Annotated in this window: 17 protein-coding genes; 10 read left to right on the forward strand and 7 right to left on the reverse strand. The window is 42.2% G+C overall.

Translation table 11 applies throughout. The annotated features are described in order from the left end of the window. The first annotated feature begins 129 nt into the window (after positions 1 to 129). The 6 genes from VB714_RS23515 to VB714_RS23540 all read left to right on the forward strand — a co-directional run bounded on the left by VB714_RS23515 (position 130) and on the right by VB714_RS23540 (position 7,494). A complete protein-coding gene (locus VB714_RS23515; protein ID WP_323227271.1) occupies positions 130 to 411 on the forward strand; it encodes a hypothetical protein in 282 nt (93 codons plus the stop codon). Beyond that, the gene (locus VB714_RS23520; RefSeq protein ID WP_323227273.1) at positions 411 to 980 is read left to right on the forward strand and encodes a phage tail protein; all 570 of its coding nucleotides are present in this window, start codon (positions 411 to 413) and stop codon (positions 978 to 980) included. The genes VB714_RS23515 and VB714_RS23520 overlap by 1 nt, the downstream gene beginning before the upstream one ends. Before the next feature lie 16 nt (positions 981 to 996). Further along, positions 997 to 4,521 (forward strand): hypothetical protein, encoded by a 3,525-nt coding sequence (locus VB714_RS23525; RefSeq protein WP_323227274.1) that lies wholly within the window; start codon positions 997 to 999, stop codon positions 4,519 to 4,521. 30 nt (positions 4,522 to 4,551) lie between these two features. Next, positions 4,552 to 5,034 carry a hypothetical protein gene (locus VB714_RS23530; RefSeq protein WP_204105972.1) on the forward strand — a complete coding sequence of 161 codons (483 nt, stop codon included), beginning with the start codon at positions 4,552 to 4,554 and terminating at the stop codon, positions 5,032 to 5,034. A 41-nt stretch (positions 5,035 to 5,075) separates the two neighbouring features. Then, positions 5,076 to 7,046 carry a VgrG-related protein gene (locus tag VB714_RS23535; protein ID WP_323227275.1) on the forward strand — a complete coding sequence of 657 codons (1,971 nt, stop codon included), beginning with the start codon at positions 5,076 to 5,078 and terminating at the stop codon, positions 7,044 to 7,046. 61 nt (positions 7,047 to 7,107) lie between these two features. Next, on the forward strand, positions 7,108 to 7,494 hold the full coding sequence (locus VB714_RS23540; protein WP_323227276.1) for a DUF4280 domain-containing protein: 387 nt from the start codon (positions 7,108 to 7,110) through the stop codon (positions 7,492 to 7,494). A 2-nt stretch (positions 7,495 to 7,496) separates the two neighbouring features. Here the strand turns inward: VB714_RS23540 and VB714_RS23545 are convergent, their stop codons facing one another. The 6 genes from VB714_RS23545 to VB714_RS23570 form a co-directional block, all read right to left on the reverse strand. Then, complete coding sequence (locus tag VB714_RS23545; protein WP_323227277.1) at positions 7,497 to 8,126, reverse strand: YqiA/YcfP family alpha/beta fold hydrolase; 630 nt, start codon at positions 8,124 to 8,126, stop codon at positions 7,497 to 7,499. Positions 8,127 to 8,339: 213 nt separating this feature from the next. Then, entirely contained in the window at positions 8,340 to 8,627 is a 288-nt protein-coding gene (locus VB714_RS23550; RefSeq protein WP_323227278.1) for a hypothetical protein, read from the reverse strand. Positions 8,628 to 8,763: 136 nt separating this feature from the next. Then, on the reverse strand, positions 8,764 to 10,110 hold the full coding sequence (dnaA, locus tag VB714_RS23555; RefSeq protein ID WP_323227279.1) for a chromosomal replication initiator protein DnaA: 1,347 nt from the start codon (positions 10,108 to 10,110) through the stop codon (positions 8,764 to 8,766). A gap of 58 nt (positions 10,111 to 10,168) precedes the next feature. After that, on the reverse strand, positions 10,169 to 11,800 hold the full coding sequence (locus tag VB714_RS23560; protein WP_416309777.1) for a GspE/PulE family protein: 1,632 nt from the start codon (positions 11,798 to 11,800) through the stop codon (positions 10,169 to 10,171). 207 nt (positions 11,801 to 12,007) lie between these two features. Further along, on the reverse strand, positions 12,008 to 14,698 hold the full coding sequence (locus tag VB714_RS23565; RefSeq protein ID WP_323227281.1) for a CHASE2 domain-containing protein: 2,691 nt from the start codon (positions 14,696 to 14,698) through the stop codon (positions 12,008 to 12,010). Between the two features lie 313 nt (positions 14,699 to 15,011). Further along, complete coding sequence (locus VB714_RS23570; protein ID WP_323227282.1) at positions 15,012 to 16,484, reverse strand: hypothetical protein; 1,473 nt, start codon at positions 16,482 to 16,484, stop codon at positions 15,012 to 15,014. 490 nt (positions 16,485 to 16,974) lie between these two features. Between VB714_RS23570 and psaA the strand changes: the two genes are divergently transcribed. Continuing rightward, complete coding sequence (gene psaA, locus VB714_RS23575; protein WP_323227283.1) at positions 16,975 to 19,278, forward strand: photosystem I core protein PsaA; 2,304 nt, start codon at positions 16,975 to 16,977, stop codon at positions 19,276 to 19,278. A 149-nt stretch (positions 19,279 to 19,427) separates the two neighbouring features. Next, positions 19,428 to 21,656, forward strand: a complete 2,229-nt coding sequence (psaB, locus tag VB714_RS23580) for a photosystem I core protein PsaB (protein ID WP_323227285.1) — start codon at positions 19,428 to 19,430, stop codon at positions 21,654 to 21,656. A gap of 76 nt (positions 21,657 to 21,732) precedes the next feature. Here the strand turns inward: psaB and VB714_RS23585 are convergent, their stop codons facing one another. Next, positions 21,733 to 22,266 (reverse strand): Uma2 family endonuclease, encoded by a 534-nt coding sequence (locus VB714_RS23585; RefSeq protein ID WP_323227287.1) that lies wholly within the window; start codon positions 22,264 to 22,266, stop codon positions 21,733 to 21,735. Positions 22,267 to 22,806: 540 nt separating this feature from the next. Between VB714_RS23585 and VB714_RS23590 the strand changes: the two genes are divergently transcribed. Together VB714_RS23590 and VB714_RS23595 are read left to right on the forward strand one after the other, a co-directional pair. Next, positions 22,807 to 26,316, forward strand: coding sequence for a type ISP restriction/modification enzyme (locus VB714_RS23590; protein ID WP_323227289.1), 3,510 nt, complete (start codon positions 22,807 to 22,809; stop codon positions 26,314 to 26,316). A gap of 130 nt (positions 26,317 to 26,446) precedes the next feature. Further along, a partial coding sequence (locus VB714_RS23595) for an RNA-guided endonuclease InsQ/TnpB family protein (RefSeq protein ID WP_323227290.1) occupies positions 26,447 to 26,938 on the forward strand: 492 nt, incomplete at its 3' end.

Here is a 26,938-nt window from a genome sequence, read left to right on the forward strand (position 1 = left end):
TTAATTAGATACAGTAATTGTCCTGTTAAAAGTGCAATACAAAAGCACCCTAATTAAACAACTCCAAGGCGGTAGCGAAACTAATATAAAGCCGTCCTTATAGGACGGGGTTTCTACCCAATTTTTCTGATGAAAGCAAAATCTACAATGGCACCTCTGGTTTTTCATGGAGATGCGGGGGGTACAATTGGGTTTGCTCGTTTTTCTGAAGCGGATAGCGAGCTTATTGAAGAGTCTTGCTCTTGTTTTTCCGATGACGATCCCCCTAGTTCCATTGCTCAATTTGCCTCTGAGGTGATGGAAGACCCCCTCTTAATGAAGAAGTTAGGCGATCGGGTTTATGAATTAATGATAGAAGATTTGAGCAATCAACGCGATCGCTATGGGAACAATAGAAGAGGATTAAGGTGATGACTGACACAAGTATCCGGGATTATAACTATATTACTATCAATCGCTTTTATGTGGAGATGCAGGAAAGCAGTTACATTAGTGCGAGTTTCAATGAGTTTTCCGGTTTAGGGGCGGATCTCGAACACGAGGTTTTTTATGAAGGGGGGGTTAACAATCAGCAGCGAGTTATGCTGAAAGATGTTAAGTTTTCCAATGTAACACTGAAGCGGGGAATGTCTAACGATTTAGTATTTTTGGGCTGGGCTAGTAGTTTATTTAGCACCTTTAAATCTGCGGGAAGCGATACGAAAAATATTAGCGATTATAGGCGCAATGTTAATATTTTACTCTTCAATCAAGCGGGTGAAACAATCCAAACATGGACACTAATTGGAGCCATTCCTGTGAGTTGGAAAGCCCCTTCCTTGCAAGCGGATGGGACGAGCGTTGCGATCGAGGAGTTGACGTTAGCTTATGAAGGGTTAAAAATTTATGTTAATAATACACTAAGTTCGAGTTCTTCGAGTAGTGGCGCAACAATTCATTCAAGTGGAAGAGATGCTACGGGATATTTTGCCAGTAATTAATTGACTATTTGCGATTATGAATAAATCTATCAGAAAAAACTATTTACAGCCACAATTTCTCTATCCTTTGGGGGCGCAACCGCTCTCAACATTAAGTACATCAACTTTTGTATTACAAGCATTACGCGATCGCCCAGAATTAATTGATGCTTTACCCAATACTAATATTTTTTCACAATTTCAGCAACACCCATTTATTCTTAAGTCTTTACCTAAAGGCTCTCTTAAAAACATTCAAACACAATGGCAAAGAAGTGCTGTTCCTGACTTTTCTCCTCAAGACAACATTACTTACAGTCAGGATTTAGGTTCAAATCAAATACCAGATACTCCAGCTTTGAGAAACGAGGCGATCGCGCCTTCTAATTCGCAGCAAATACCCCCAAATTTGCAACGCTATATTCAACAGCAAAAAGAACAAGCACAAAATATAAATCCTTCATCTCCTCCTCAAGAAAATGAGGCGATCGCACCTTCTGATTCGCAACAAATACCCCCGAATTTACAAAAGTTTGTTTCTCCTCAATCTCAAAATACTTCTCCAACAGGACAAGAAAAATCGCCGATTAATTCTTCTTCAAGTTCTTCTCAAGAACAGCAAACACCGAAAAGAAGTCGTTTTGACCAACATCCAGGAACGCAAGTTCCAGCTAATATTCAGCGAGATATAGAAAAACAAAATATAACTCCTTCCTCTTCTCCTCAAGAAAATGAGGCGATCGCGCCTTCTAATTCGCAACAAATACCCCAGAATTTACAACGCTATATTCAACAGCAAAAAGAACAAGCACAAAATATAAACCCTTCATCTCCTTCTCAAGGAAGTGAGGCGATCGCGCCTTCTAATTCGCAACAAATACCCCCAAATTTGCAACGCTATATTCAACAACAAAAAGAACAAGCACAAAATATAAATCCTTCATCTCCTCCTCAAGAAAATGAGGCGATCGCGCCTTCTGATTCGCAACAAATACCACCGAATTTACAACGCTATATTCAACAACAAAAAGAACAAGCACAAAATATAAATCCTTCATCTCCTTCTCAAGGAAATGAGGCGATCGCGCCTTCTGATTCACAGCAAATACCACCGAATTTACAAAAGTTTGTTTCTCCTCAATCTCAAAATACTTCTCCAACAGGACAAGAAAAATCACCGATTAATTCTTCTTCAAGTTCTTCTCAAGAACAGCAAACACCGAAAAGAAGTCGTTTTGACCAACATCCAGGTACACAAATTCCAGTAAGCATTCAACAGGATGTAGAAGCCCAAAATGTAGCACCTTCATCTCCTTCTCAAACACAACAAATATCCACACAAAAACCAAAAGAAACAAGTCTAGGACAAGCATCACCGAGACGTTCGTGGTTAGAACAAGCGCGAACAAATTTGGTTGCAAAATTGGAAAGCGATCGCAGTCAATCTAACAATCTACAAGCGCGATCGGGCCAAGAAAATTCCGTAGATCGTGTTCCAGCACAAAATTTACCTTCAACCTTACAAAAATATAAAAAAGCTCAATCTGAGACTACGAAAAGTTTGGAAAAGGACGAACAACAAAGCGATCGACCTCCTCCAAGTTTACCTCCAGAGAAACAAAATCAAGAGAGTCTGATTAACGAACAACTTCAACCAGATATTGCTCCAACAGAGCAAGAAATTGTCCGAAAACCATCTGACTTAACTATACCTGAAAATTATTTTCCTCCATTAGAAAAATCCCTCATTGTTAATCCTTCAGATATTATTCCAACAGATCAAATTTCCTCATCAGAGACGGAAATTCAGCAGCAACAGACAGTTACACAAAATATAGGATCTTCATCGTCTTCGTCTGAAGGTGCTTTTGGTTCGTTAAAGAATTTAGCTAAACGCATCTTTAGAAAAACAAATGATGCGAACATCACAACACCACAAACTATCTCAGAAACAGTAATAACTCCAGATTCACCTCAAATCGAGTCTTCTGATGCTATACAAGAAACGTCTTCTCGTTCTGATGTAGTGCAAAACGAACCTGTTCAGAAACAATCTATTTCTCCTATTTCAGAAACAGTCATAACTCCAGATTCACCTCAAATCGAGTCTTCTGATATTAAACAAGAAACACCTTCTTTCTCTGATGTAGCGCAAAATGAACCTGTTCAGAAACAATCTATTTCTCCTATTTCAGAAACAGTTGCAACTCCGGATTCAACTCAAATCGAGTCTTCTGATATTAAACAAAAAATACCTTCTCGTTCTGATGTATCACCAAGTGAACCTGTTGAGAAACAATCTATTTCTCCTATCTCAGAAACAGTTATAACTCCAGATTCACCTCAAATCGAGTCTTCTGATACTAAACAAGAAACACCTTCTTTCTCTGATGTACCGCAAAGTAAACCTGTTCAGAAACAATCTATTTCTCCTATTTTAGAAACAGATTCAACTCCAATTAATTCTAAAGATTCTCTCTTAACTCAAAACATCTCTAACCCAAGAGAATTTATTCAAACTCCACGAGGAACATCCGATCGCATTTCAGATAATTCTAGCCTGACACTACCTCGCAAAAAACCGAAGAAGTCTTTGAAACCTATCGAACAATTGGCATCTCTAACTCACTTGAATTCATCTGAATCAATAACTTCTAAAATGCCAACTGTGTTGGAAAATTTGGCGCAACTCAGTCCTTTGAGTCGTTCGGGAAAATCTCAGCCGCAGTCACAACAATTCCAAAATAGTAGTCTACAGTCTTCTGGAAATTTCACAGATATAGTACAGAGAATGATTGAAGCAAAACCTCACGATCGCACTAACGATCGCCGATCGCCTTCCACAATTAACACAAATACACCATCCTCTCCCTCTAACCTTGCTGAGTTAATAGGAGAAATGCAATCTTCCCCAACTCAAGATAAAGTGCAGCAAAGTGGCGATCGCATTAACGATATTCCTGATGCTTGGTCGAGTATTGAAGAATTAATCACTGCAACATCAACTTCTTCTAAATCTTCTCCTTCCCAGGTAAATTCGGTGCAGCGAAGTGGCGATCGCATTAACGATATCCCTGATGCTTGGTCGAATATCGAAGAATTAATCGGTGCAACAACTCCTAGACAAACTGCTTCTCCTTCTTCTCTCAAAACACCAAAAAATAAACAGAAAACAACCAAAAATAACGAAACCGTACAACGACAACCAACACCAGAAACAAAAATAAAGAAAACAAAAACACCAAAAGAAAAATCTCCCCCTAAGAAGTCTTCTTCGAGACGAAATTCTCAAAACGCGATCGCCCCTGCTATTCAACCCTTAAGATTCCCCGTTATTCAAAGAACAAGCGATCGCTCAAATTCTAAAATGCCAGATATAATGAGAGATACAGACGAAAATCAATCTGTAACCTTAACCTCTCAAAATGAAGAATCTACACCAACAAATAACGGAAATAACCTAGAAATCTTAGCACGAGAAATCTATAAATTCGTTCGTCAACGCTTAGTTTTAGAACGAGAACGTCATGGTTCTGGCTATTCTGGACGTTTGCCTTGGTAACGCCAAAATTAACAAATTAAGGAGAAAAACATGGCTCTTGAAAAAGCACAATTTATTTCTGAGAAAAACGATACGATCGAATTTTTGTTTAACCCCACTAAAATTACAGTGACGCGATCGTTTGAAACAAAATGTGAAGAAGGAACCGGGGGAGGAGGACTACCCAAGGTAAACTATAAAGGTCCTAATGCCAGCACTGTTTCAATTTCCGAGATTATCCTCGATACTTACGAAACGGGAACAGATGTTATGACCTATATTCAAAAATTTGAAACCGCATTGGAAAAAGATGACTCTTTAGGACGACCCCCAGTTTATACTTTAACTTGGGGTCAAAAAACCTATATCAAATGTTTTATTACTTCCTTGACTTATGAGTTAACCCGATTTTATAGCGATGGCACACCAGTACAGGCAAAAATTACGAGCCTAAACCTGTTAGAAGTTGAAGAATTAACGGCTTCTAGTGCTAGTAGCAAATCTTACGATACCACCAATCGTTCGAGTCGTTAAACTAATTTTATCCCTCAATTTTGGATTTTGAATTGTAAATTATGGCTACTGCAAGTTATACCCCAAAACTAACGATTAAAGTAGGAGGAAGCGCAATTTCTGACGACCTCAAAGAAGATATTATCTATGCTTCTGTCGAGGAAAGTCTTCATGCTCCCAGTATGTTTACAATTGTTGTGAGCAATCCTAAATATGGTGGTAATTCTGATGATACTTTTGGAGAAAATGAAAGTAGCTTCTCGATGGGAACAGCCGTAGAAATTAGTTTTACAGCCAGTACAACAGAATCAGAAGATTTTAGCGATGAAGCGACAGGGACGTTAATGAAAGGAGAAATTACAGGGCTAGAAACACATTTTACCAGTCAAGCAGAAGCGCCGATTATCGTGCGAGGATATGATGTTGCTCATCGCTTACATCGAGGGAGAATTATTGCTTCTTATCAGGATATGACGGATAGTGATATCGTAAAAAAAATCGCTTCAATAGTCGGGATTTCTACTGGAACAATAGACACAACCAGCCCCACTCACGATTATGTTTTCCAAGAGAATCAAACCTATATGGAATTTTTGCGAGAACGTGCGGCTCGTAATGGTTATGAGTTATTTGTTCAAGATGAAAAACTATTTTTTCGTAAGCCTAGTTCTTCAGCAACATTAGAGCTAGAATGGTTAACAGATTTATCGAGTTTTCGCGGACGAGTTTCTAGTGCCGAGCAAGTGAAAGAAGTAGAAGTAAGAGGCTGGGACTATACCACAAAAAAAGAAATTTCTTCGACAAAATCATCTCAAAGTAATGTTTTAACCTCCACGAAATATGGCAAAGGAATGAGTTCCAGTACGCTATTTGATAAGCCGACATCTCCGAAAATGATTGTGGTTGATAAGCCTATTTATAGCTCTACAGAAGCAGACACAATTGCTCAAGCCTTAGTGGATGAATTGTCAGGGGATTTTGTTGTTGCTGATGCGACAGCAACTGGAAATCCGGATATTCGTCCCGGTAAAATTGTTAAATTGACCAACATGGGAAGCTACACGGGAGAGTATTATATTACCGAAACTCGTCAAATTTACGATCGCGGAACCTACACGACAGAATTTAGCGTGCGTGGGTTGCGCGGGGGAGATTTACTCAGTATTCTCTCCCCTCCCAATCGCTTAAAAATCGGTCAAACTTTATTAATTGGTAAAGTGACAGACAATAATGATGAGACTGACAAACTCCATCGCGTGAAGGTTTGGTTTCCCACTCTCACTCCTGAATCTGGCTCTGATGCTCACACAAGTTGGTGGGCGAGGGTGGTAGGAGTAGGGGCAGGAAGTTCTCGGGGATTTGACTGTTTGCCAGAGGTGGGGGATGAAGTCCTCGTAGCCTTTGAACACGGTGATATTCATCGCCCTATTGTCCTGGGAGGCTTGTGGAATGGTACAGATAAACCTCCAGAAGAGGTGACAAGTAGTGTGGCTAAGGGGAAAGTCCGCTTGCGAACTTTACAAACCCGAGTCGGTCACAAATTCCAGTTTGTTGAAGAGGATAAAGATAACAGTTGTATTGGGGCTTATTTAACGACCAATTATGGTCATGTGGCAAACTTTAACGATACCAATAAAACAATCGAGATCAAAACCAAAGAAGGGCATCAAATTTTATTTGATGATACTAATAAGAAAATCGAGGTAAAATCTCAAGGAGGTCATACTATTACTTTGGATGATAAGGGTAAATCTGTTAGTATTACGTCAACAGGAGATATGACCATTTCTGCTGGTTCTAGCAATACCCTTACCCTCAGTGCTAAAACTGTGGAAATTAAAGGAACAAGTGCAGTGAATGCCAGCGTAAGCAGTAGTAAATTAGCAATTTCCTCCAGTAGTGTTAGTCTTAAAGCGGCTACCAGTGTTAGCGTTGAAGGTTCGACAACGGCTACATTAAAAGGTTCAACAACGGCTACGGTAAGCGGAGGAACTTCGGTTTCTGTTTCTGGGGCTACGGTTAGTTTAGGCTAAAGAAATAGAGTCAATCTTTCCTCAATTGTTCATTAATTACTGTTCATTAATCATTGAAAAAATGGCAAACTTAGTGGTTACAGGTGCGATAGTTTCTTGCTCCATGGGAACTGTACCGACACCTTTAGTGGTAACATCTAATGTCAAAGTATTTGCAACTTTGACGGCAGCAACGGTGATGGATTATGCTCCGATCGCCAATATTTCCAGTTTTGTCCTTTGTAAATCGACTACCAACCCGACGACCATCGCAGCAACGGCGGCGGCACTAGGGGTATATACTCCAGGAGCCTGTATTCCTGCCACGATCGCCCCCTGGTCTCCTGGTGCGGTAAAAACCAAGATTGGGGGACTTGCTGCACTGACAGATAGTAGTAAATGTACTTGTGCTTATGGAGGATCGATTAGTGTTAGTTATGCCGGACAAATAAAAGTGAGTGCTTCTTAAACCTATAAACAAAATTTTTGAATTTCTTCCCAAAGTTGGGGAATAACATTTCCTAATGTATGATTGCTTTCCAATTCAATTAATTTTACTTGAGGAAAATTCTTTTGATAATTCTTCGAGGCTTGAATGGGGATAACTTCATCGTACCGCCCATGTAAAATTAATGTTGGTACAGCACATTGTAACTCTGAGTCGGGATACTTCTGTACATCTGTAATAAACTCATAATGCAAAGGTAAGCGACGATTTTGACCATAGTGGTAGATCGATAAATATCCCGTTTCTTGCCATTGTTGTAGTTTTTGTTCGCCAATTTTTGCTAAAAAGTGATCCAGGAAATTAAAAGCAGGACCCAGGCAAATAACTTGCTTGACTTGAGGGTGTTTTTGTGCTAACCATACAGCCGTTAAGCCACCAAAACTCGAACCAATAATTGTAATCGGAGTCTCCGGATCGGGAAAGGCTTCTTTAACTTGCTGAAGTTGACGAGAGAAAGTGAGGTGAGAGAAATCGTCTTGGTTGAGATCCAAAATATGCAAGGAAATACCGACTTTAGCAAAGCGATCGCACAAATATCGTGCTTTTAGCGATCGCGGACTTGAGGCAAAACCATGTAAATAAATATAGTACATAAATATAGTACATTCACGAATAACGGAGGTGGGGTAATGGGCGAGGGTTAATCAATGGCTGTAAAAATTATAATATTTCTTTACTTTTATTTAAAAAAATGAATACTAGCAAATGATATGCGAAAAATATAAATATATAAATGAATTATATACAAACAAATTAGGGACAGTCAAGAATTAGAACGAGAATTCCTGGGTTGTTTCTGTCCCAATTTATTCAGAGAGTTGGTAGCGATAGGGAGTACATAAATCGAATAAACCGCCCACAAAACCCCAAGCACCACCAATCGTTAAACTCCCAACGACAGGGTGTCCACTGCCAAAAACCGCTAAAAACGCCAAAACACGATGGATATTATTTTCCGCGATCGCCTGACAAGTCGGAATGCAACTTAATCCCCACAAGCCGAGCAAAATTGCGGCACTGGTGATAATGGGGACAGTAAAACTAAAAAATGTACTCAGAGATAGGGAGAGTAGCCAATTACGAGGGAGTCTCATTATTAATGCTCCTTAAATAGCAATGCAAAGACAAAGGATGTTTTGGCTTTGTTAGAGTTCACCTTTACACCTTAGAAGTCTAAATCAGCATTATCCGAAAAATGTTTTAAATCTTAAACAAATATTTAAAATCTTCTTAATTCAAACCGACGCGATCGCTTAACTGCATGAGGATTTGATTAAGTTTATTATCATTTTTGCGCTGTTGGGTAATTTTGTCGCAGCTATACATAACAGTGGTATGGTCTTTCCCTCCAAATTCTTCTCCTATTCTCGGTAAACTCAAATCCGTATGCTGTCGCATCAGATACATTGCAATTTGTCTAGCTTGGCTAATTTCCCGGCGACGAGAGCTACTTTTGAGATCCTCAATAGAAACCTTGAGAGTTTCCGAGACTGCATTTAAAATGTTTTGGGGCGTTGCTTTCACCTTATCTGCTGTGGGATTTAAGATAGGGGCAATATTTTCGACGGTCATGGACAACCCAGAAATAGAAATGTAAGCGATGGTGCGAATGAGTGCGCCTTCTAATTCCCGAATATTAGACGTATAGCGGGTGGCAATATATTCGATGACCGCCTGCGGCAGGCTAATATTTTTATCTTCCCCCTTCTTTTGTAAAATGGCCATGCGGGTTTCTAAGTCCGGTGGCTGGATGTCGGCAATTAGTCCCATTGAGAAGCGAGAACAGAGACGCTCTTGTAAGCGAGGGATGCGATCGGGAGAGCGATCGGCAGCTAAAACCACCTGTTTTCCGGCTTCGTGTAGGGTATTAAAAGTATAGAAAAACTCTTCTTGGGTAGATTCTGTGCCTTCAATAAATTGAATATCGTCCACTAAGAGTACATCTGCTGCACGATAGCGATCGCGAAAACTCTGCATACTATCTTGACGAATTGCCGTAATCAGATCGTTAGTAAATTTTTCCGTAGAAACATAAAATACTTTAGAATCGGGAGCAATTTCTAAGCGATAATGCCCGATCGCCTGCATGAGATGAGTTTTACCCAAACCCACTCCACCACAAAGAAACAAGGGGTTGAATTCCCGTCCTGGAGACTCTGCTACCGCGAGGGAAGCCGCATGAGCCATGCGATTATTGGCACCGACGACAAAGCGAGAAAAGACGTATTTAAGATTAAATGGCGTGGGTAAAGAATGGCGATCTTCCTGGGGAGGATTGGGGAAAATATCTCGCGGGGTGAATAAAGGTTGTCCGATCGAGCCATCCCCTCGAGCTGTAGTAAACTGAATCTCTACGGAATATCCTAATATCTCTGCTGCCACTTCTGCCACGATCGCGCCATAATGTTTTTGTAACCAATTGCGGGTAAATGGGTTTGGCGCTTGGACGATCATCACGCGATCGCGCAATTCTTGTAGCGTTGTAGGTTCGATCCACGTCTTGAAGGTGGGGGGAGTCAATTCTGCTTCCAAGCGTTTTAAAATAGCATTCCAAAGGCGATCGGGAGACATGGACATCTTGGTAGCTAGAGTACGATCTTAATATTTTTTTGACATTTAATTTTTGTAAACCTTCTCATTCTCCTAATGCCTTGCGACGCAAAGAGCTGTAAGGTAAAACCCGCAAAACTTCCTCAATAGTTGTCACTCCTAAAGCGACTTTATCAATGGCTGCAATGCGAAAAGAAGCAAACTTAATCTTTTTTAAATAGCGGTGTAATTGAGTCATTGTGCCATCATAAATAATTTCTCGTACCGTATCATCTACATCCAAAAGTTCCACGATCGCCTCCCGTCCCAAATATCCCGACTCAAAACACATATTACACCCTTTTCCCCTGCGCCATTGGGAAGTATCGATACGCTTGGGGTCTACATTTAACTTATCAAAATCTTGTTCCGTGGGGGTATAAGATTCCGCGCAGTGGGGACAAACTCGCCGCACCAAACGCTGTGCCACAATACCCAATAAAGCATCGCTGATCAACCCTGGATCGGGGCCGATATCTTTCAGTCGGGGGATCGCACCAGGAGCATCATTAGTATGAAGAGTAGTGAGAACTAAATGTCCTGTTAAAGCTGCTCTCACAGCAGTTTCGGCGGTTTCTTCATCGCGAATTTCCCCCACCATAATAATATCTGGGTCTTGGCGCAAAATCGCCCGCATTCCTGCGGCAAAGGTCATTCCTGCGGCTTCATTGACTTGAGTTTGAGTAATGCGAGGCAAAATATACTCAACGGGGTTTTCTACAGTAACGACGTTAACGTGTTCCGTGGAAATCGCTTGCAAACTGGTATATAGCGTACTGGTTTTCCCCGAACCCGTGGGACCGGTAAAGACGATAATTCCTTGGGGTTGAGTCAACCAAGTTTTATAAATTTCGAGGGTTTTGGGGGAAAATCCTAGATCGTTGAGAACTTTAAAGGGATTTTTGCGAGGTAACAAACGAATGACGGCCTTTTCCCCGAACACACAAGGGAGGGTACTAACGCGCATATCCATAGCTAATTCTGCCTGTTCCCCCGAGGCATATTGTTCTCCAATACGTCCATCCTGCGGTTTGCGACTTTCGGCAATGTCGATCTCGGACATGACCTTTAAGGCAACAATCACTCGCCGACTGATTTCAATGGGTAGAGTTGTGATATCTCGCAAAACACCATCGATACGATAGCGCACTCTCAACCCTTCTTGCATGGGTTCGAGGTGAATATCACTGGCACGGTTTCTTAAAGCACCGGAAATGAGGGTTTTAATGCGTTCGATCTGACCGACTGCTTTAGCGAGATAGAGTTCTGTGGTTTCGCTAATATTTTCTTGTTCTGTTAATCCTGTGAGGGGGTTTACAAAAGGATTAGCGGTGATATTTTTAGGATTGTAGTGATAAGTGTGATACCACTTGTTATAACTTTTATCTATAACGCGAACAATTTCGATTTCTGCGAAAGTGCGATCGCGCATCATGCGTAGATCTGCCGCAGAAATATCCACGGGACTGCCTAAATAATAACAATTTTGCCAGAGGAGTAGGGGAACAACCGGGGGTAAGAGTTTTTTATGGGGAAATTCGCGAAAAAAGCGATCGCTGACTTCTGCATCGAGTAAGGAGGAGTCGATTAAACCTTCTTCATCAACTAACATAGCCAAAGCGCGATCGCAAGTAATTTGACGATTTCTTAATTGTTGCCATGCTGTCGGTGTTTTCATCAGTTCGACCACATTTCTACCCTCAAAACTCCCATATTTTCCGATTCTATAACAAAAGTTGATTATGAGGTAGGGGTTTGGAGACCAAACCTCAAAGGGTTTGGAGACCAAACCTCAAAGGGTTTGGAGACCAAACCTCAAAGGGTTTGGAGACCAAACCTCAAAGGGTTTGGAGACCAAACCTCAAAGGGTTTGGAGACCAAACCCCTACTTTGAGACAATAATTTGTTCGATCGCTTGACGATCTTCGCTACTTTCTGATTGTTTGAGATATTCCAAAGCAATTGATCCTGCGGCAGGATATTCTTTACGGTTTTCCAACAATAGTTCGACAATATGATAGAGTTGTTGCTTTTCTAACTGTCTTGCTGTCGCAAAGGGAAGGGCGATCGCGGCCAGAATTAAACTCAATGAAGAGGGAATGAGAGGCAACCACCAACCGATTAAAAAGGCAGCATAGCTAATACCCATTAAACCCAAAAAAGCGATCGCAATCGCGATCGCAATACGAGATAATTCTTTCCCAGACCATGCTATCGTTGCCCCAATTGTTCCCCAAATTAACACCCACAACCATTCTAAGGGTTCGCTCCAGCTTTGCAACATCGGTCGTCCCTCTAAAGCAGCATTTAATAATTGACTGGCAATATTAGCATGAATGATAACACCTGCCAGATACAATCCTCGGTAAGGGGTTTGAAAAAGATCGTTAATGCTATCTGCTGTTGCACCGATTAAAACAATGCGATCTCTTAATGCTTCCCCAGGAATGCGATCGTTTAATAAGTCCGTGAGAGAGAAAGTTGTAAATTGTTCTTTTTTTCCCCAATAGTTTAATAAAACTTGATATCCACCACTTTTAGCGCGAATATAACCACCATCATAAGATTGAAAAGGAAATAGGTGGGTTTGTCCGAGTTGAATACTGCGATCGGAAAAAGATTGTACTTCAATGCCTTCTTCTTTTAAATAGCGCAATACGAGTTCTAAACCTAAATTAAAACGTAATTTCCCTTCTGGCGATCGTTCGGAAAGTAAGGCACGACGCACTTTACCATCGTCATCCAAAATTTGATCGGCCAGTCCGATGCGATCGCTTTGAGCTAATATTGGAGGAGGAGAAATACGACTTCCTATTAGTTTTTCGACGGCAATTAAATTGGGTGTATTTTTTAATAGTTTAACAAATTTTTGATTGCCAGGTTCTACGGGTAAATCTCGATATAAATCCAAACCAATTGCTCTAGGATTATGTTGTTTTAGGGTTTCGATCGCCTCGGCCAAAACTCCATCTGGAATCGGGTACTGACCGATTTTTTGTAAATCTATTTCGTCAATGGCAATAATAGTAATTCTAGGTTCAATGCCCACCACAGGACGATTTTGAAAGAGCCAGTCTAATGCCGTCCATTCAAGTCCTTGTAAGAGACCAAACCAACGTAATAATAATACTCCTCCCGCGATCGATGCAGCAATAGAAGGAATCCAAATGGGTTGCGATCGCAGATTTTTACCGGCAATTTTTGCCATTTTCCTTGCCTGGGATAAAAGACGATTAGCTTCTGTGGCAGCTTGTAGGGCAAATTCTGCCTTTTCTCGTTCTTCTTTTTCAACAGCTAAGTTATTCTCTACAGCACGTTTAGCAAGGTCTTGACTTGCTCCAAAGTAACGATAATCAATATCTCCCAGTTGTTTATTTTTCGACCATGCAAGGGCTTCTTTTAATTCCCAGCCCTGTAAAAGTTGCGTTTCATCTTTTTGTTTAGATTCGATCCAAGCATTGAATTTAGTTGCGTAGGGGCGTAAATTTTCCAATTGTCTCGCAACCCATTCTTCATTAAATATCTCTTGATAAATCGGATTTTTAACTTGAAGTTTACCGCGATCGCTTTCTACTAATCCAGAGAGTAATAGTTCAATTTGTTCTCGACTATCATCGCTTTTAATCTCTTCTCCCCTCAATATTTGCTGATAAATTCCCAATAACCTCCCTGCCATATATTCATTACTCAGAATACGATAGCGCACTGTCTTTAAATGTTCCGGATCGTCTTGAGATTCCCATTTGTCAAGAATACGCGATATAATAGTCTGAGAAACTTGTTTTTGACATCCAATCTCTATTCTCTCTTCTAGCAATATTTTACATATTTTTTGAGTTAAAAACGGTTGTCCTTTTGTCCATACAAGAATAAATTCAAGTCCTTTTCTAGCTTCAGTTTCATTATCGCTTAAGCCTTTTTTTAAAGGTTGTGCTTCTTCAACAGTAAAACCCGATAATGGTATTGCTTGACCAATATTAAAAGGCGTTCTTTTTTTATCTCGAATTAAATCAGCAGGGGTTGCAACTCCGAAAATCGCAAAGGTAATGCGCTTATATTTTGGCTCGATCGCTCTTTGATTGTAAAAGAAACGTAGAAGAGCAAAAAAATCGTCGATAGAAAAAGGTAAACTGAGAATGCTATCAATTTCATCAATAAAAATAACGAGGCGATCGCTCTCAAATTGTGTCAGGAGAATATCGGAAATAAACTGACTGAGTTGCTGCAAAGGAGATAGCTCGCTTTGTTCTTTCCACCATGTTTTTAAGTTGATTGTCTCCAATAAATTAAACCCCAACCAGATTTGAGTCGCAATGCCTTTATACCATTGTTCTGGGGTAATATTTTCGCTACCAATTCCGGTTACATCCAATGCAGTACAGCGAAATCCTTCCGCTTCAAGTCGATATTTAGTGCGGACAAGGAGGGATGATTTTCCCATTTGTCTTGAGTTAAGAATATAGCAATATTCTCCTCTTTTCAAAGCCTGATAGAGTTCTGAATCTGCTTTTCTTTCCACATAACTCGGCGCTTCATTGCTTAAACTGCCACCCACTTGATATTGATAATCGCTCATAAATTTTATAAATATTTCTTAACATTTTTTTGCGTTAAAATCCTTGCTTTTTCTGATTTTTTATGTTATTTTTAATCTTATCATAATGGGAGTATTTTGACCTATTTATAGCTGCCACTATTACCCATTTTGAAATAAATATATTATATACAACCACAGTAAGTATATCATAGGGCGATCGCGAAAACAAGAAGCAAATAAAATTATTTGCTACAATCAACAAGCATATCGCTTTATCTGAGATGAATTACCCCGACTAAATCAAAAAGTATTTAGTCGAGGCTTTGTGCTTTAGAGAGAACTACTCTCAACATTAATCGATTGAGAAGTTCTCGGATGGCGGATCGACAGAAGTTTCTTGAGTAGATTCTATATTTTCCGTTTCAGACACAGAACTTTCTGTATCCTTAACATTATTTTCTACCGATATCGGTTCTTGCTCCAATTCTGGCATAGGAATTTCGTCCTCTAACATTTCCTCTTCTGGTGTTGTTGTTTCATCCGGAATAAGTTCTTGAGAAGATTGAGAAGATGGGCTTTTCTCTAACATTTCCTCTTCTGGTGTTGTTGTTTCATCCGGAATAAGTTCTTGAGAAGATTGAGAAGATGGGCTTTCCTCTAGTATTTCCTCTTCTGGTGTTGTTGTTTCATCTGGAATAAGTTCTTGAGAAGATTGAGAAGATGAGTTTTCCTCTAATATTTCCTCTTCCGATGTCAGTTCTTGAGAAGGTTCAGAAGGAGAAAGTTTTTCTAATTCAATGGACTCGTTTTCAGGACTTTCTAGAATAACTTCTTCATCAGTAGTGGGAACTTCTTCCGAATCATCCTCCACAATAATAGGTGCAGTTTCTATCGGTTTGTAATTCGGATCGACAATTGCACTCGCATCTAATGCCGCCAATTCACCATTAATCAATTGAGAGAGAGTATCGTCTCCTCCCGGTTGATAATTAAAAAGACCTACCGAAGTGTTAAAAGTATTATTAACAGGATTGCCATATTCATCTAAAAACTCGAGTTTCACCCAATTAATACCCGGCTCAAAACCTTTAAGATAAATCGGACTCCAGCGATCGAGCAAGAAACTCTTCCCATTCGCAGTTACGCGAATGCGCCAATCAGCAATTTCATCATTATTACTCTCTTGGGCAACCAAATGGAGAGGAGCATTCGCCACATAAAAATCGAGGAGAATCGGCTCTGCTCCATAATCTCCTTGGGGACTATTGTAAGTCAAAATGGGTTGAGAAGTATTGGGCGTATTTTGAGGAGTCGGCGTAAAAAGAGAAAACGTTGTTTGAGCATAAGCCCCCTCATTTTTAAAACTTTCTCCCCAAGGTTTCACCGCAAAAACCCGCAAAGTATGAGTACCCGGTGCTACATCTTCCAAAACAAGAGCTTCTTCGAGATCGTAAACTTCTCGCATTGGCTCATTATCCAAAATCACAGCAACATGGGGTCCCAAACCCAGATCGCGATCGCGATAGATAGGCAAATCATCCACCCGCACGGCAACAGATACTTGAGTATCAGCAATAATTTCCTCAGTTTTCGGGCTAACAATAGTCACTTGAGGCTGATAGCGAAGTAAACTCCGAGCCAACTCGACAAACGCTTGGGGGGGAGCAGCTTCCGCCAAAGATTCTAATTCAGCCTCTCGATGGGATGGTGAAACCTTGCTTTCAATGCGATCGCCACACCCCATCAGTCCCCAACTCAAGGCAAAAATCAAAATCCCAAACCAAAATAACTTGCTCGATTGAACCAAAATCTTTGAAAATGCCATTTCCCCTCCTTATGCGATCGCTTCAGTTTACAAACCTCTGGTTTTAGAAGACTTAACACCAGACTGCCCGATCGCAAATTTAGCTTGAGAGAGGGGGAAACATCAAGCACTAGAACCGGAAAAGCCGCGATCGCCAGACAGCCCAGGAGAAATATTTCATTTTGTAAAAAAAATATGATTACACCTTGACTTTTCCCCCTTTCCTATTGAACTAAACCCCCAATCGAACAGAGAAATTGGCTAAGTTTAAATATTGTTAACATATCTCAACGAAAAGAACGAACGCACCGTATCATCTACTTCATAAGCGGTTTTAAAAGCAAAACCCCCCTAAAGACACATCTCAATTGAACACTGAGGTGTTAAATAATTAAGGGAAAACAAGGCGACAGCTTAAATTCCGTCGGCTTTTCAAATCAAAAAAATTATTTGGCAAATTCCCCTTACAGGGAAAATGCTTGTCCATTTTTGTCTAGGGAGGAGAACCCTCATGACAATCAGTCCTCCAGAAGGAGAGGCAAAAGCAAAAGTAGCGGTTGACACCGATCCCGTACCCACTTCCTTTGAGAAATGGGGAAAACCGGGTCATTTTCGTCGTGACTTAGCCAAAGGGCCCAAAACCACAACCTGGATTTGGGACCTACACGCCGACGCACACGACTTTGACAGTCAAACCAGCGACTTAGAAGATATTTCCCGCAAAATCTTTAGCGCGCACTTCGGGCATCTAGCCGTCGTGTTCGTTTGGTTGAGTGGGATGTACTTCCACGGTGCTCGCTTCTCTAACTACACGGCTTGGTTGCAAGATCCGCTCAACATCAAACCCAGCGCTCAAGTCGTCTGGCCTGTTGTCGGTCAAGAAATATTAAATGGTGATGTTGGTGGCGGTTTCCACGGCATTCAAGTCACCTCTGGCTTTTTCCAAATGTGGCGTGCTAACGGCATCACCAACGAGTATGAACTGTACTGCACCGCCATTGGCGGTCTAGTTATGGCTGCTCTGTGTCTTTTTGCCGGCTGGTTCCACTACCACAAAAAAGCCCCCAAACTGGAATGGTTCCAAAACGCAGAGTCGATGATGAACCATCACTTAGCGGGTTTATTGGGATTAGGATGCTTAGGCTATGCGGGACAGCAAATTCACGTCTCCATGCCCATTAACGCTTGCTTAGATGCGATCGATGCCGGAAGCCCCCTCACCGTAGGCGGTAAAGTCATCGAAACCATTAGCGACATCCCCCTACCCCACGAGTGGATTTTGAATCCGAGCTTAATGGCGGATATCTATCCCAGTTTTGCCCAAGGCATTATGCCGTTCTTTACCTTGAACTGGGCAGTCTATTCAGACTTCCTCACCTTTAAAGGCGGTTTAAATCCAGTAACAGGCGGACTTTGGCTCAGTGATACCGCGCACCATCATTTGGCTTTAGCGGTATTGTTCATCATTGCCGGTCATATGTACCGCACCAATTGGGGTATCGGTCATACCTTTAAAGAGATCATGGACGCTCATAAAGGCGATCCTCTTCTCTTTGGTGGTGAAGGTCATAAAGGCATTTACGAGATCTTTATTACCTCTTGGCACGCCGAACTGTCTTGGCATTTGGCCTTGCTCGGTTCCCTGACCATCATCATCGCCCATCATATGTACGCGATGCCCCCGTATCCCTATCAAGCGATAGACTACGGCACGCAATTGTCCCTCTTCACTCACCACATGTGGATTGGTGGCTTCCTCATTGTTGGAGCCGGCGCTCATGCGGCAATCTTTATGGTACGGGATTACGATCCAGCCGGGAACGTCAACAACGCTCTCGATCGCGTCCTCCGAGTGCGCGATGCCATCATTTCTCACCTGAACTGGGTTTGTATCTGGTTAGGCTTCCATAGCTTCGGGCTGTACATTCACAATGACACCATGCGAGCATTGGGACGACCCCAAGATATGTTCTCGGACACGGGCATTCAACTTCAACCCATCTTTGCCCAGTGGATCCAAGGAGTTCATGCAGCAGCAGCCGGTGCAACAGCACCCTTTGCGCTCAACTCCGTGAGTCCGGCTTTCGGTGGCGATGTCGTTGCCGTGGGTGGAAAAGTAGCGATGATGCCCATTCATCTCGGCACAGCCGACTTTATGGTTCATCACATCCACGCTTTCACCATTCACGTCACCGTACTGATCCTCCTCAAAGGCGTTCTTTACGCACGGAGTTCTCGCTTGGTTCCCGATAAGTCCGAACTCGGCTTCCGCTTCCCTTGCGACGGTCCAGGTCGTGGCGGTACCTGCCAAGTTTCCGGTTGGGATCACGTCTTCTTGGGCTTGTTCTGGATGTATAACTCCCTCTCCATCGTAATTTTCCACTTTAGTTGGAAGATGCAATCCGATGTTTGGGGTACAGTAGCACCAGATGGAACAGTCACTCATATCACCGGCGGTAACTTCGCTCAAAGCGCAATTACCATTAACGGTTGGTTGCGAGACTTCCTGTGGGCGCAAGCAGCTAATGTCATCAACTCTTATGGGTCGGCCCTTTCGGCTTATGGCATTATGTTCCTAGCGGGTCACTTCATCTTTGCCTTCAGCTTGATGTTCTTGTTTAGCGGTCGCGGCTACTGGCAAGAATTAATCGAGTCCATTGTTTGGGCTCACAACAAGCTGAAACTTGCTCCCGCCATTCAACCTCGTGCGTTGAGCATTACCCAAGGACGTGCAGTGGGTGTCGCTCACTACCTCCTCGGAGGCATTGTCACCACTTGGGCATTCTTCTTGGCGCGAATACTCTCTGTGGGTTAAACGTCCGGTTGAAAGTCTAACTTCTTACCCCATCAAATTGAATCAATCTTCTTTGATGGCGGTAAGACAGTCCCCAAATGAGCAGTAACTCGCATTAGTGAATTTACATAAGACTCATGTTCAGGTAGGAAAACACCTCAAAAAGATTTATGGCAACTAAATTTCCAAAATTTAGCCAAGATCTCGCCCAAGATCCCACAACTCGTCGGATCTGGTACGGGATTGCCACAGCCCACGACTTTGAAAGTCATGACGGCATGACCGAAGAAAATCTCTACCAAAAGATTTTCGCTTCCCATTTCGGACACATCGCTATCATTTTCCTGTGGACTTCTGGCACCCTCTTCCATGTGGCTTGGCAAGGTAACTTCGAGCAATGGATTAAAGATCCGCTTAATGTTCGTCCCATCGCTCACGCAATTTGGGATCCCCAATTCGGTCAAGGTGCAATTGATGCCTTCACCCAAGCGGGAGCAAGCAATCCTGTTAACATCTGCTATTCCGGGGTTTACCACTGGTTCTACACCATTGGCATGACCACCAATGCAGAACTTTACGAAGGGTCTATCTTCCTTCTAATCCTCTCTGCTGTGATGTTGTTCGCCGGCTGGCTGCACTTGCAACCCAAGTTCCGCCCCAGCTTGTCTTGGTTTAAAAACGCCGAGTCTCGCATGAACCATCACTTGGCTGGATTATTCGGAGTTAGCTCTTTGGCTTGGACCGGTCACTTAGTTCACGTCGCGATTCCCGAATCTCGGGGTATCCACGTGGGTTGGGATAACTTCCTTTCCGTGAAACCTCACCCGGCAGGTTTGGCACCGTTCTTTACGGGAAACTGGGGCGTTTACGCTCAGAATCCCGATACGGCGGGTCATATCTTCGGAACCTCTGAAGGTGCGGGAACAGCTATCTTGACTTTCCTCGGTGGCTTCCATCCCCAAACCGAGTCTCTTTGGTTGACTGACATCGCTCACCACCACTTGGCGATCGCGGTTCTCTTCATCATTGCCGGCCATATGTACCGTACTAACTTCGGTATCGGTCACAGCATGAAAGAGATCATGAATGCCCACACTCCCCCAGAAGGCACGCCTTTTGGCGGCATGATTGGCGCGGGTCACAAAGGAATGTACGACACCTATAACAATTCTCTGCACTTCCAATTGGGATGGCATCTGGCTTGTTTAGGGGTTGTCACCTCCTTAGTGGCGCAGCATATGTATTCCATGCCATCCTACGTTTTTATTGCGCGGGACTACACCACACAAGCAGCCTTATTTACTCATCACGAGTATATTGCCGGCTTCTTGATGGTAGGAGCATTTGCTCATGGTGCGATCTTCTTGGTGCGGGATTACGATCCCATTGCGAACGAGAACAATGTTCTAGCGCGGATGCTGGAACACAAAGAGGCATTGATTTCCCACTTGAGTTGGGTTTCTCTCTTCCTTGGTTTCCACACCCTGGGGCTGTACGTTCACAATGATGTCGTGGTTGCTTTCGGGACTCCTGAAAAGCAAATTCTCGTCGAACCTGTGTTCGCTCAGTTCATCCAAGCGTCTCACGGCAAACTTCTCTACGGGATGGATGTTCTGTTATCCAACCCTGATAGTGTTGCTTCCACTGCATACCCAAACTACGCTAACGTTTGGTTGCCGGGTTGGTTAGATGCAATCAATAGCGGGGCTAATTCCTTGTTCTTGACCATTGGACCTGGAGACTTCTTGGTTCACCATGCGATCGCCCTTGGTTTGCACACCACGGTGTTGATTCTGGTTAAAGGCGCTTTGGATGCTCGCGGCTCCAAGTTAATGCCGGACAAGAAAGATTTCGGTTATTCCTTCCCCTGTGACGGTCCCGGCCGTGGCGGTACTTGCGATATCTCTGCTTGGGATTCCTTCTACCTCGCCATGTTCTGGATGTTGAACACCTTGGGTTGGTTAACCTTCTATTGGCACTGGAAACACTTGGCCGTCTGGCAAGGTAATGTTGCCCAGTTCAATGAAAACTCGACCTATTTAATGGGTTGGTTCCGGGATTATCTCTGGGCAAACTCTGCTCAATTAATCAACGGTTACAATCCTTATGGCGTGAATAACCTCTCGGTTTGGGCTTGGATGTTCCTCTTCGGACACCTGGTTTGGGCGACAGGTTTCATGTTCCTCATCTCTTGGCGCGGTTACTGGCAAGAGTTAATCGAGACGATTGTTTGGGCGCACGAGCGTACTCCTTTGGCGAACTTGGTTCGCTGGAAAGATAAGCCCGTTGCTCTTTCTATCGTTCAAGCTCGCGTGGTTGGTTTAGCTCACTTCACGGTGGGTTACATCTTCACCTACGCGGCGTTCTTGATAGCTTCAACGGCTGGTAAGTTCGGCTAACCATTAGCTGAGTAGGTTTTCAATCCCCTGCCTTCGGGTGGGGGATTTTTCATGGGATAGAGGGGAAATAGCCGATTTATTGTAGCCAATTAAAAATTTGCTCTGGGGTTAAGGAGAGGTTTAGGTTTTCTAAGAGGGGTAGGCGATCGCCTCCTCGGTATAAGCCAAAGCGATCTTGGGGTTGTAGCACCATCACAATTTGTTCGCTGGGATCGATAAGCCAACCCAGTTGACTTCCTGCTTGCAAACAGGTTTGAATTTTGGCAATGAGTTTAGTTGTGCTTTGGTTGGGGGATAAAATTTCAATGAGCCAAGGAGGTGCTTCTTCAAGGGGGACATTTCCCGTTGGTTTTTGACTTTGATGAATAATGGCAATATCGGGAACGACCGATCGCGTGTTTAGGATGCAGCGCAGTTCGGGAAATGCTTCATAGGGGGATTCTGAAGCATCAATGAGGGCAACCAAACGTTTTTGCAAGGTACTATGGTAAATCGTTGGCATCGGTTTTTGCATAGCCCGTCCTTCCATTAGTTCCCAAGCAGGGGACTCATCTATGTCGGGTAATTCGAGAAAATCTTTGAGGTTGAGTTGTGAACTTGCGACAACCATATTCTTGGGTGAAGAAATTTATAGGCGATCGCTTTACATTTTAGCAAGGTTTTTATTTTGAAGTGGCGATCGCTTTGTAATAACACGCCATTTTTATAAACTTAAATGTCTGATATTTAGAAAACTATCTAATTTCTTTTTTAATATCATACAATTTTCCTAATAAAATTACTTTGGAATATACTTTATGCTGAATTTGGATTATAACATGACAAATTTGTATTCCGAAATTTTTTCGATATCGAGAGAAAGCAAGCGTTACCCCCACATCCTCAAATCATTGCTGTGGTCACTTCTCCTACCGCCGCACGGGGGGAGTAGGACATTCAACGTACCATCAAACAATGCTATTCTGGTTTGCAAGTGCTGTTATCTGAGGAGAAGAGGGATTTAGCGCCCGCATCCATCGTGAAATTAAGATCATTTACTTAGGACGGGTAGGCGATCGCGCTTCTCTGAGATTTATGTCATTGAGAGAGATTGCTTTAAAAAGTAGAGTAGAAAAAATGTCGATTTATCCCAATTATTCGCGATCGCCTTATGAATCTTGTTGCAACATATCTCAACGATCTATCGGAAATTTATCAAAGTGGGGCAGGAGTAAAAGAAACATCTTATTATGGTTGTTTGGAGAATTTATTGAATGCGGTTGGGAAAACCTTAAAACCAAAAGTTCGTTGCATTATTCAATTGAAAAATCGCGGTGCAGGGTTTCCGGATGGGGGGTTATTTGCGGCTAATCAGTTCCGAAAAAGCTCAGGAGAAAAACCTTTCGAGGAAATTTTTCCCGAACGGGGAGTCATGGAAATTAAAGGAACAAATAAGGAGATTTTAGATATTGCTCAAAGCGAACAGGTAGATCGTTATTGGCAAAAATACGGACAAGTTTTGGTTACGAATTACCGGGATTTTTTCTTAATTGGACGCGATCGCAATGGGAATAAAGTGACTCTCGAACGATACATTTTAGCAGAAGATGAGGCGGATTTTTGGCAACGGGCAGCGCATTCAGGGAAATATGCGGAAGAGAAAGGCGATCGCTTTCTCGAATATCTCAAGCGGGTTTTATTGCAGTGCGCGGCGATTACTTCTCCTAAAAATGTCGCTTGGTTTTTAGCTTCTTATGCACGGGATGCTAAATCTCGTTTAGATTACCATGCCGATCTTCCTGCATTAACCAGCATTCGTCAAGCCTTAGAAGAAGCATTGGGGATTAAATTTGAGGGGGAGAAAGGCGATCGCTTTTTTCGCTCTACTTTGATACAAACTTTATTTTATGGGGTGTTTTCAGCGTGGGTTTTATGGCATAAGGAAGAGCCAGATCGCCAGGATGAATTTAATTGGCAAACGGCGGCTTATTATCTCCACGTTCCTATGATTCAATCGCTATTTTATCAATTAGCAGATCCGAGAAAGTTGAAACAAATGGAGTTGGACGAGGTATTAAATTGGACGGAATCGGCGTTAAATCGGGTGCAACGAGAGGCATTTTTTCAACAGTTTGAAGAAGGAGAAGCAGTACAATATTTTTACGAGCCGTTTTTAGAGGCTTTCGATCCGCAATTGCGGAAGGAATTAGGAGTTTGGTACACGCCGCCGGAAATTGTTAAATATATGGTGGAACGGGTGGATCGAGTTCTACGAGAGGAGTTAGAAATTGAGGCGGGATTAGCAGATGATAATGTGTATATTTTAGACCCTTGTTGCGGCACGGGGGCTTATTTGGTTGAGGTTTTGCAGTGTATTGCCAATAGTTTACAGGAGATGGGGATGGGGGCGCTGGCGATCGCAAAGGTGAAGGAAGCGGCGATAAAACGAGTCTTTGGTTTTGAAATATTGACCGCACCTTTTGTCGTGGCGCATTTACAATTGGGGTTAGTTTTACAAAATTTGGGCGTTCCTTTGGTGGAAGAAAACGAACGGATTGGGGTTTATTTGACCAATGCGCTGACGGGTTGGCAGCCACCCAATGAGGAGAAAAAAAAGAAGTTTAAGCAGTTAGAGTTGACGTTTCCAGAGTTGAATCAAGAACGAGAAGCGGCGGATGAGGTGAAGCGAAGTAAGCCAATTTTGGTGATTTTAGGTAATCCCCCTTACAATGCGTTTGCGGGGATTTCTCCGGTGGAGGAGGATGATTTGGTGAAGATTTATAAGGAGGGTTTAATTTCGGATTGGGGGATTAAAAAGTTTAATTTGGATGACCTTTACGTGCGGTTTTTTCGCTTGGCAGAACGATGTATTTCGGAACAAACAGGAAAAGGCATTGTTTGCTATATTTCTAATTTTTCTTACTTAAGCGATCCTTCTTTTGTCGTCATGCGTCAGCATTTTTTAGAAGAGTTCGATCGCTTGTGGTTTGATTGCCTGAATGGAGACAGTCGAGAAACAGGAAAAGTGACACCGGAAGGAAAACCCGATCCGAGTGTTTTCTCGACCCAATACAATAAATCGGGAATTCGCGTGGGAACTGCGATCGCGTTAATGGTAAAGAAAAATAAACGAGAAAAAGAGTCACTCATTCGTTTTAAACATTTTTGGGGAACAACTAAAAATCAGGATGTTTTAAAAAGTTTGCAAAATCAGAATTTTGAGAATAGTTATGAAATTGTAGAACCCACAAAATATAATCGTTATTCTTTCCGTTTTTCTGATGTCGATTCTTATTATTTAGAGTGGCCAAAATTAACAGATTTATGTACAGAATCTCCAATTACGGGATACAAAGAAAATAGAGGTTTTAGTTTAATTGATGACAATCGCGAAATTTTGGCTGCAAGAATGGAAAAATATTTCGATCGCGATTATTCTTGGGAACAATTAGCAGCATTAAATACGGGATTAACCCGAAATGCGGCGAGATTTGATGCAAAAAAAGCCAGGAAAAATGCGATCGCAGCAGAAAAGTACAGCCGCGATAGACTCATGCGTTATCTGCTTCGACCTTATGAATTAAAATGGTGTTATTATAGTCCTGTCCGTCCTTTATGGAATGAGCCTCGACCGTCTTTATTTATTCATCAATTTGAAGGGAATTCTTTTTTGGTCAGTCGTCCTTCAGGAGTTGCAAAACCAGAGGGTATTCCTTTTTACTTTATCAATTGCTTGGGAGATTTTGATTTTATTCGGGGTCATTCTTATCATTTTCCCATTCGCTTAAAACCATTAAATATAAAAAATAAAACAAATCAAAAAGAAGCGAATCAGCGAAAAAAACAACTGCAAATATTAGACACAGAACAATATCAAGATACAACAATTAAAGCCAACTTATCCGTCAAAGCGAGAACCTATTTAACCCAACTCAATCTCAAAAACCCAGACGCAGACATAGAAACTGCCGGATTAATTTGGTTGCACGCTTTAGCCATCGGTTATTCCCCCGAATACTTGGCAGAAAACGCCGACGGCATTCGCCAAGATTTCCCCCGCATTCCCCTTCCCAATAATCAAGAAATGCTCTACTATTCTGCCCAATTAGGTCAAAAAATTGCCCAACTTCTCGACACCGAAAAAAATGTCATCGGAGTCACCACAACACCCAACACCGAATACCAACAAATTGCCATCATTTCTCATACTGAAAACCAACCCTTGAACCCCGATCGCGGCGATTTAGCTGTTACTGTAGATTGGGGACATTCGGGGAAAAAAGGAGCGACTATGCCAGGTAAAGGTAAAGTAAGAGAACGACCTTACACCGAAGCTGAAAAAAGCGTCATCCCCTCAGAAATCGCCCTGCAACAACTGGGAAATACTACCTGTGATGTTTATCTCAATGAGATTGCCTATTGGCAAAACGTGCCGATTAATGTTTGGAATTATACCATTGGCGGCTATCAAGTTATGAAAAAATGGCTCAGTTATCGCGAAGAAAAACTGTTAAATCGACCCTTAAAAATGGCAGAAATTATCGCAGTCACCAATATGGCGAGACGAATTGCGTCAATTTTACTCTTACAACCCCAACTCAACGAAAATTATCAGCAAATTAAAGACTCTAGCTATAACTGGAACAAATTAACGCGATCGCCTTCGCCTGGATTATTATAATAAATCCCCTCCCTCGCAATCCCCCATTTTTACCAAAAAAACTGGGTTTAAAGCCCCGTCCTTTAGCGAAGCGGAGGGCGGCTTTTCAAATATTTAGAGAAGAGCCACAAATTTATGATAAAATAGGACAATGAAAGCTAGATACCGCTATCGAATCTATCCAAAGCAAGAACAAAAAACAGCCTTAGCTCAATTATTTGGCTGTGTCAGAGTCGTGTGGAATGATTCTTTGGCTTTCTGTATCGAACAATATCAAAAAGAGGAGAAGAAGCCCAAGAATGGCGACCTGCAAAAACAGTTCATTACCCAAGCTAAAAAGACAATTGAGCGAGAATGGTTAGGAGAAGTGTCTGCGATTCCTTTGCAACAATCCCTCAACGATTTAAACCAAGCCTATCAAAACTTTTTCAAATCTTGCAAAGGAATCCCCCCTGCCCCCCTTAATAAGGGGGGTAGGAAAGGTGGTAGGGACGTTAAATTTAACGTCCGTACAGGACCACCACGATTCAAAAAGCGTAAATCGAGACAATCTGCAAGATTTACCCGTGGTGGTTTTAAGGTCGGTCAGCATAATGTTTATCTCGCTAAAATTGGTAAAGTTAAAATTGTTTGGAGTCGCGAA

Origin of the sequence: Spirulina sp. 06S082, from assembly GCF_034932145.1 — a bacterium.
In the GTDB taxonomy this organism is placed as follows: Bacteria; Cyanobacteriota; Cyanobacteriia; order Cyanobacteriales; family Spirulinaceae; genus CCY15215.

Bases quoted from the DNA above. Each gene is read 5' to 3' on its own strand.
- VB714_RS23545 (WP_323227277.1), bottom strand. From the start codon at position 8,126: ATGTACTATATTTATTTACATGGTTTTGCCTCAAGTCCGCGATCGCTA.
- VB714_RS23560 (WP_416309777.1), bottom strand. From the start codon at position 11,800: ATGAAAACACCGACAGCATGGCAACAATTAAGAAATCGTCAAATTACT.
- dnaA (WP_323227279.1), bottom strand. From the start codon at position 10,110: ATGTCCATGTCTCCCGATCGCCTTTGGAATGCTATTTTAAAACGCTTG.
- VB714_RS23520 (WP_323227273.1), top strand. From the start codon at position 411: ATGACTGACACAAGTATCCGGGATTATAACTATATTACTATCAATCGC.
- VB714_RS23585 (WP_323227287.1), bottom strand. From the start codon at position 22,266: ATGGTTGTCGCAAGTTCACAACTCAACCTCAAAGATTTTCTCGAATTA.
- VB714_RS23530 (WP_204105972.1), top strand. From the start codon at position 4,552: ATGGCTCTTGAAAAAGCACAATTTATTTCTGAGAAAAACGATACGATC.
- VB714_RS23540 (WP_323227276.1), top strand. From the start codon at position 7,108: ATGGCAAACTTAGTGGTTACAGGTGCGATAGTTTCTTGCTCCATGGGA.
- psaA (WP_323227283.1), top strand. From the start codon at position 16,975: ATGACAATCAGTCCTCCAGAAGGAGAGGCAAAAGCAAAAGTAGCGGTT.
- psaB (WP_323227285.1), top strand. From the start codon at position 19,428: ATGGCAACTAAATTTCCAAAATTTAGCCAAGATCTCGCCCAAGATCCC.
- VB714_RS23570 (WP_323227282.1), bottom strand. From the start codon at position 16,484: ATGGCATTTTCAAAGATTTTGGTTCAATCGAGCAAGTTATTTTGGTTT.
- VB714_RS23590 (WP_323227289.1), top strand. From the start codon at position 22,807: ATGAATCTTGTTGCAACATATCTCAACGATCTATCGGAAATTTATCAA.
- VB714_RS23515 (WP_323227271.1), top strand. From the start codon at position 130: ATGAAAGCAAAATCTACAATGGCACCTCTGGTTTTTCATGGAGATGCG.
- VB714_RS23535 (WP_323227275.1), top strand. From the start codon at position 5,076: ATGGCTACTGCAAGTTATACCCCAAAACTAACGATTAAAGTAGGAGGA.
- VB714_RS23565 (WP_323227281.1), bottom strand. From the start codon at position 14,698: ATGAGCGATTATCAATATCAAGTGGGTGGCAGTTTAAGCAATGAAGCG.
- VB714_RS23550 (WP_323227278.1), bottom strand. From the start codon at position 8,627: ATGAGACTCCCTCGTAATTGGCTACTCTCCCTATCTCTGAGTACATTT.
- VB714_RS23525 (WP_323227274.1), top strand. From the start codon at position 997: ATGAATAAATCTATCAGAAAAAACTATTTACAGCCACAATTTCTCTAT.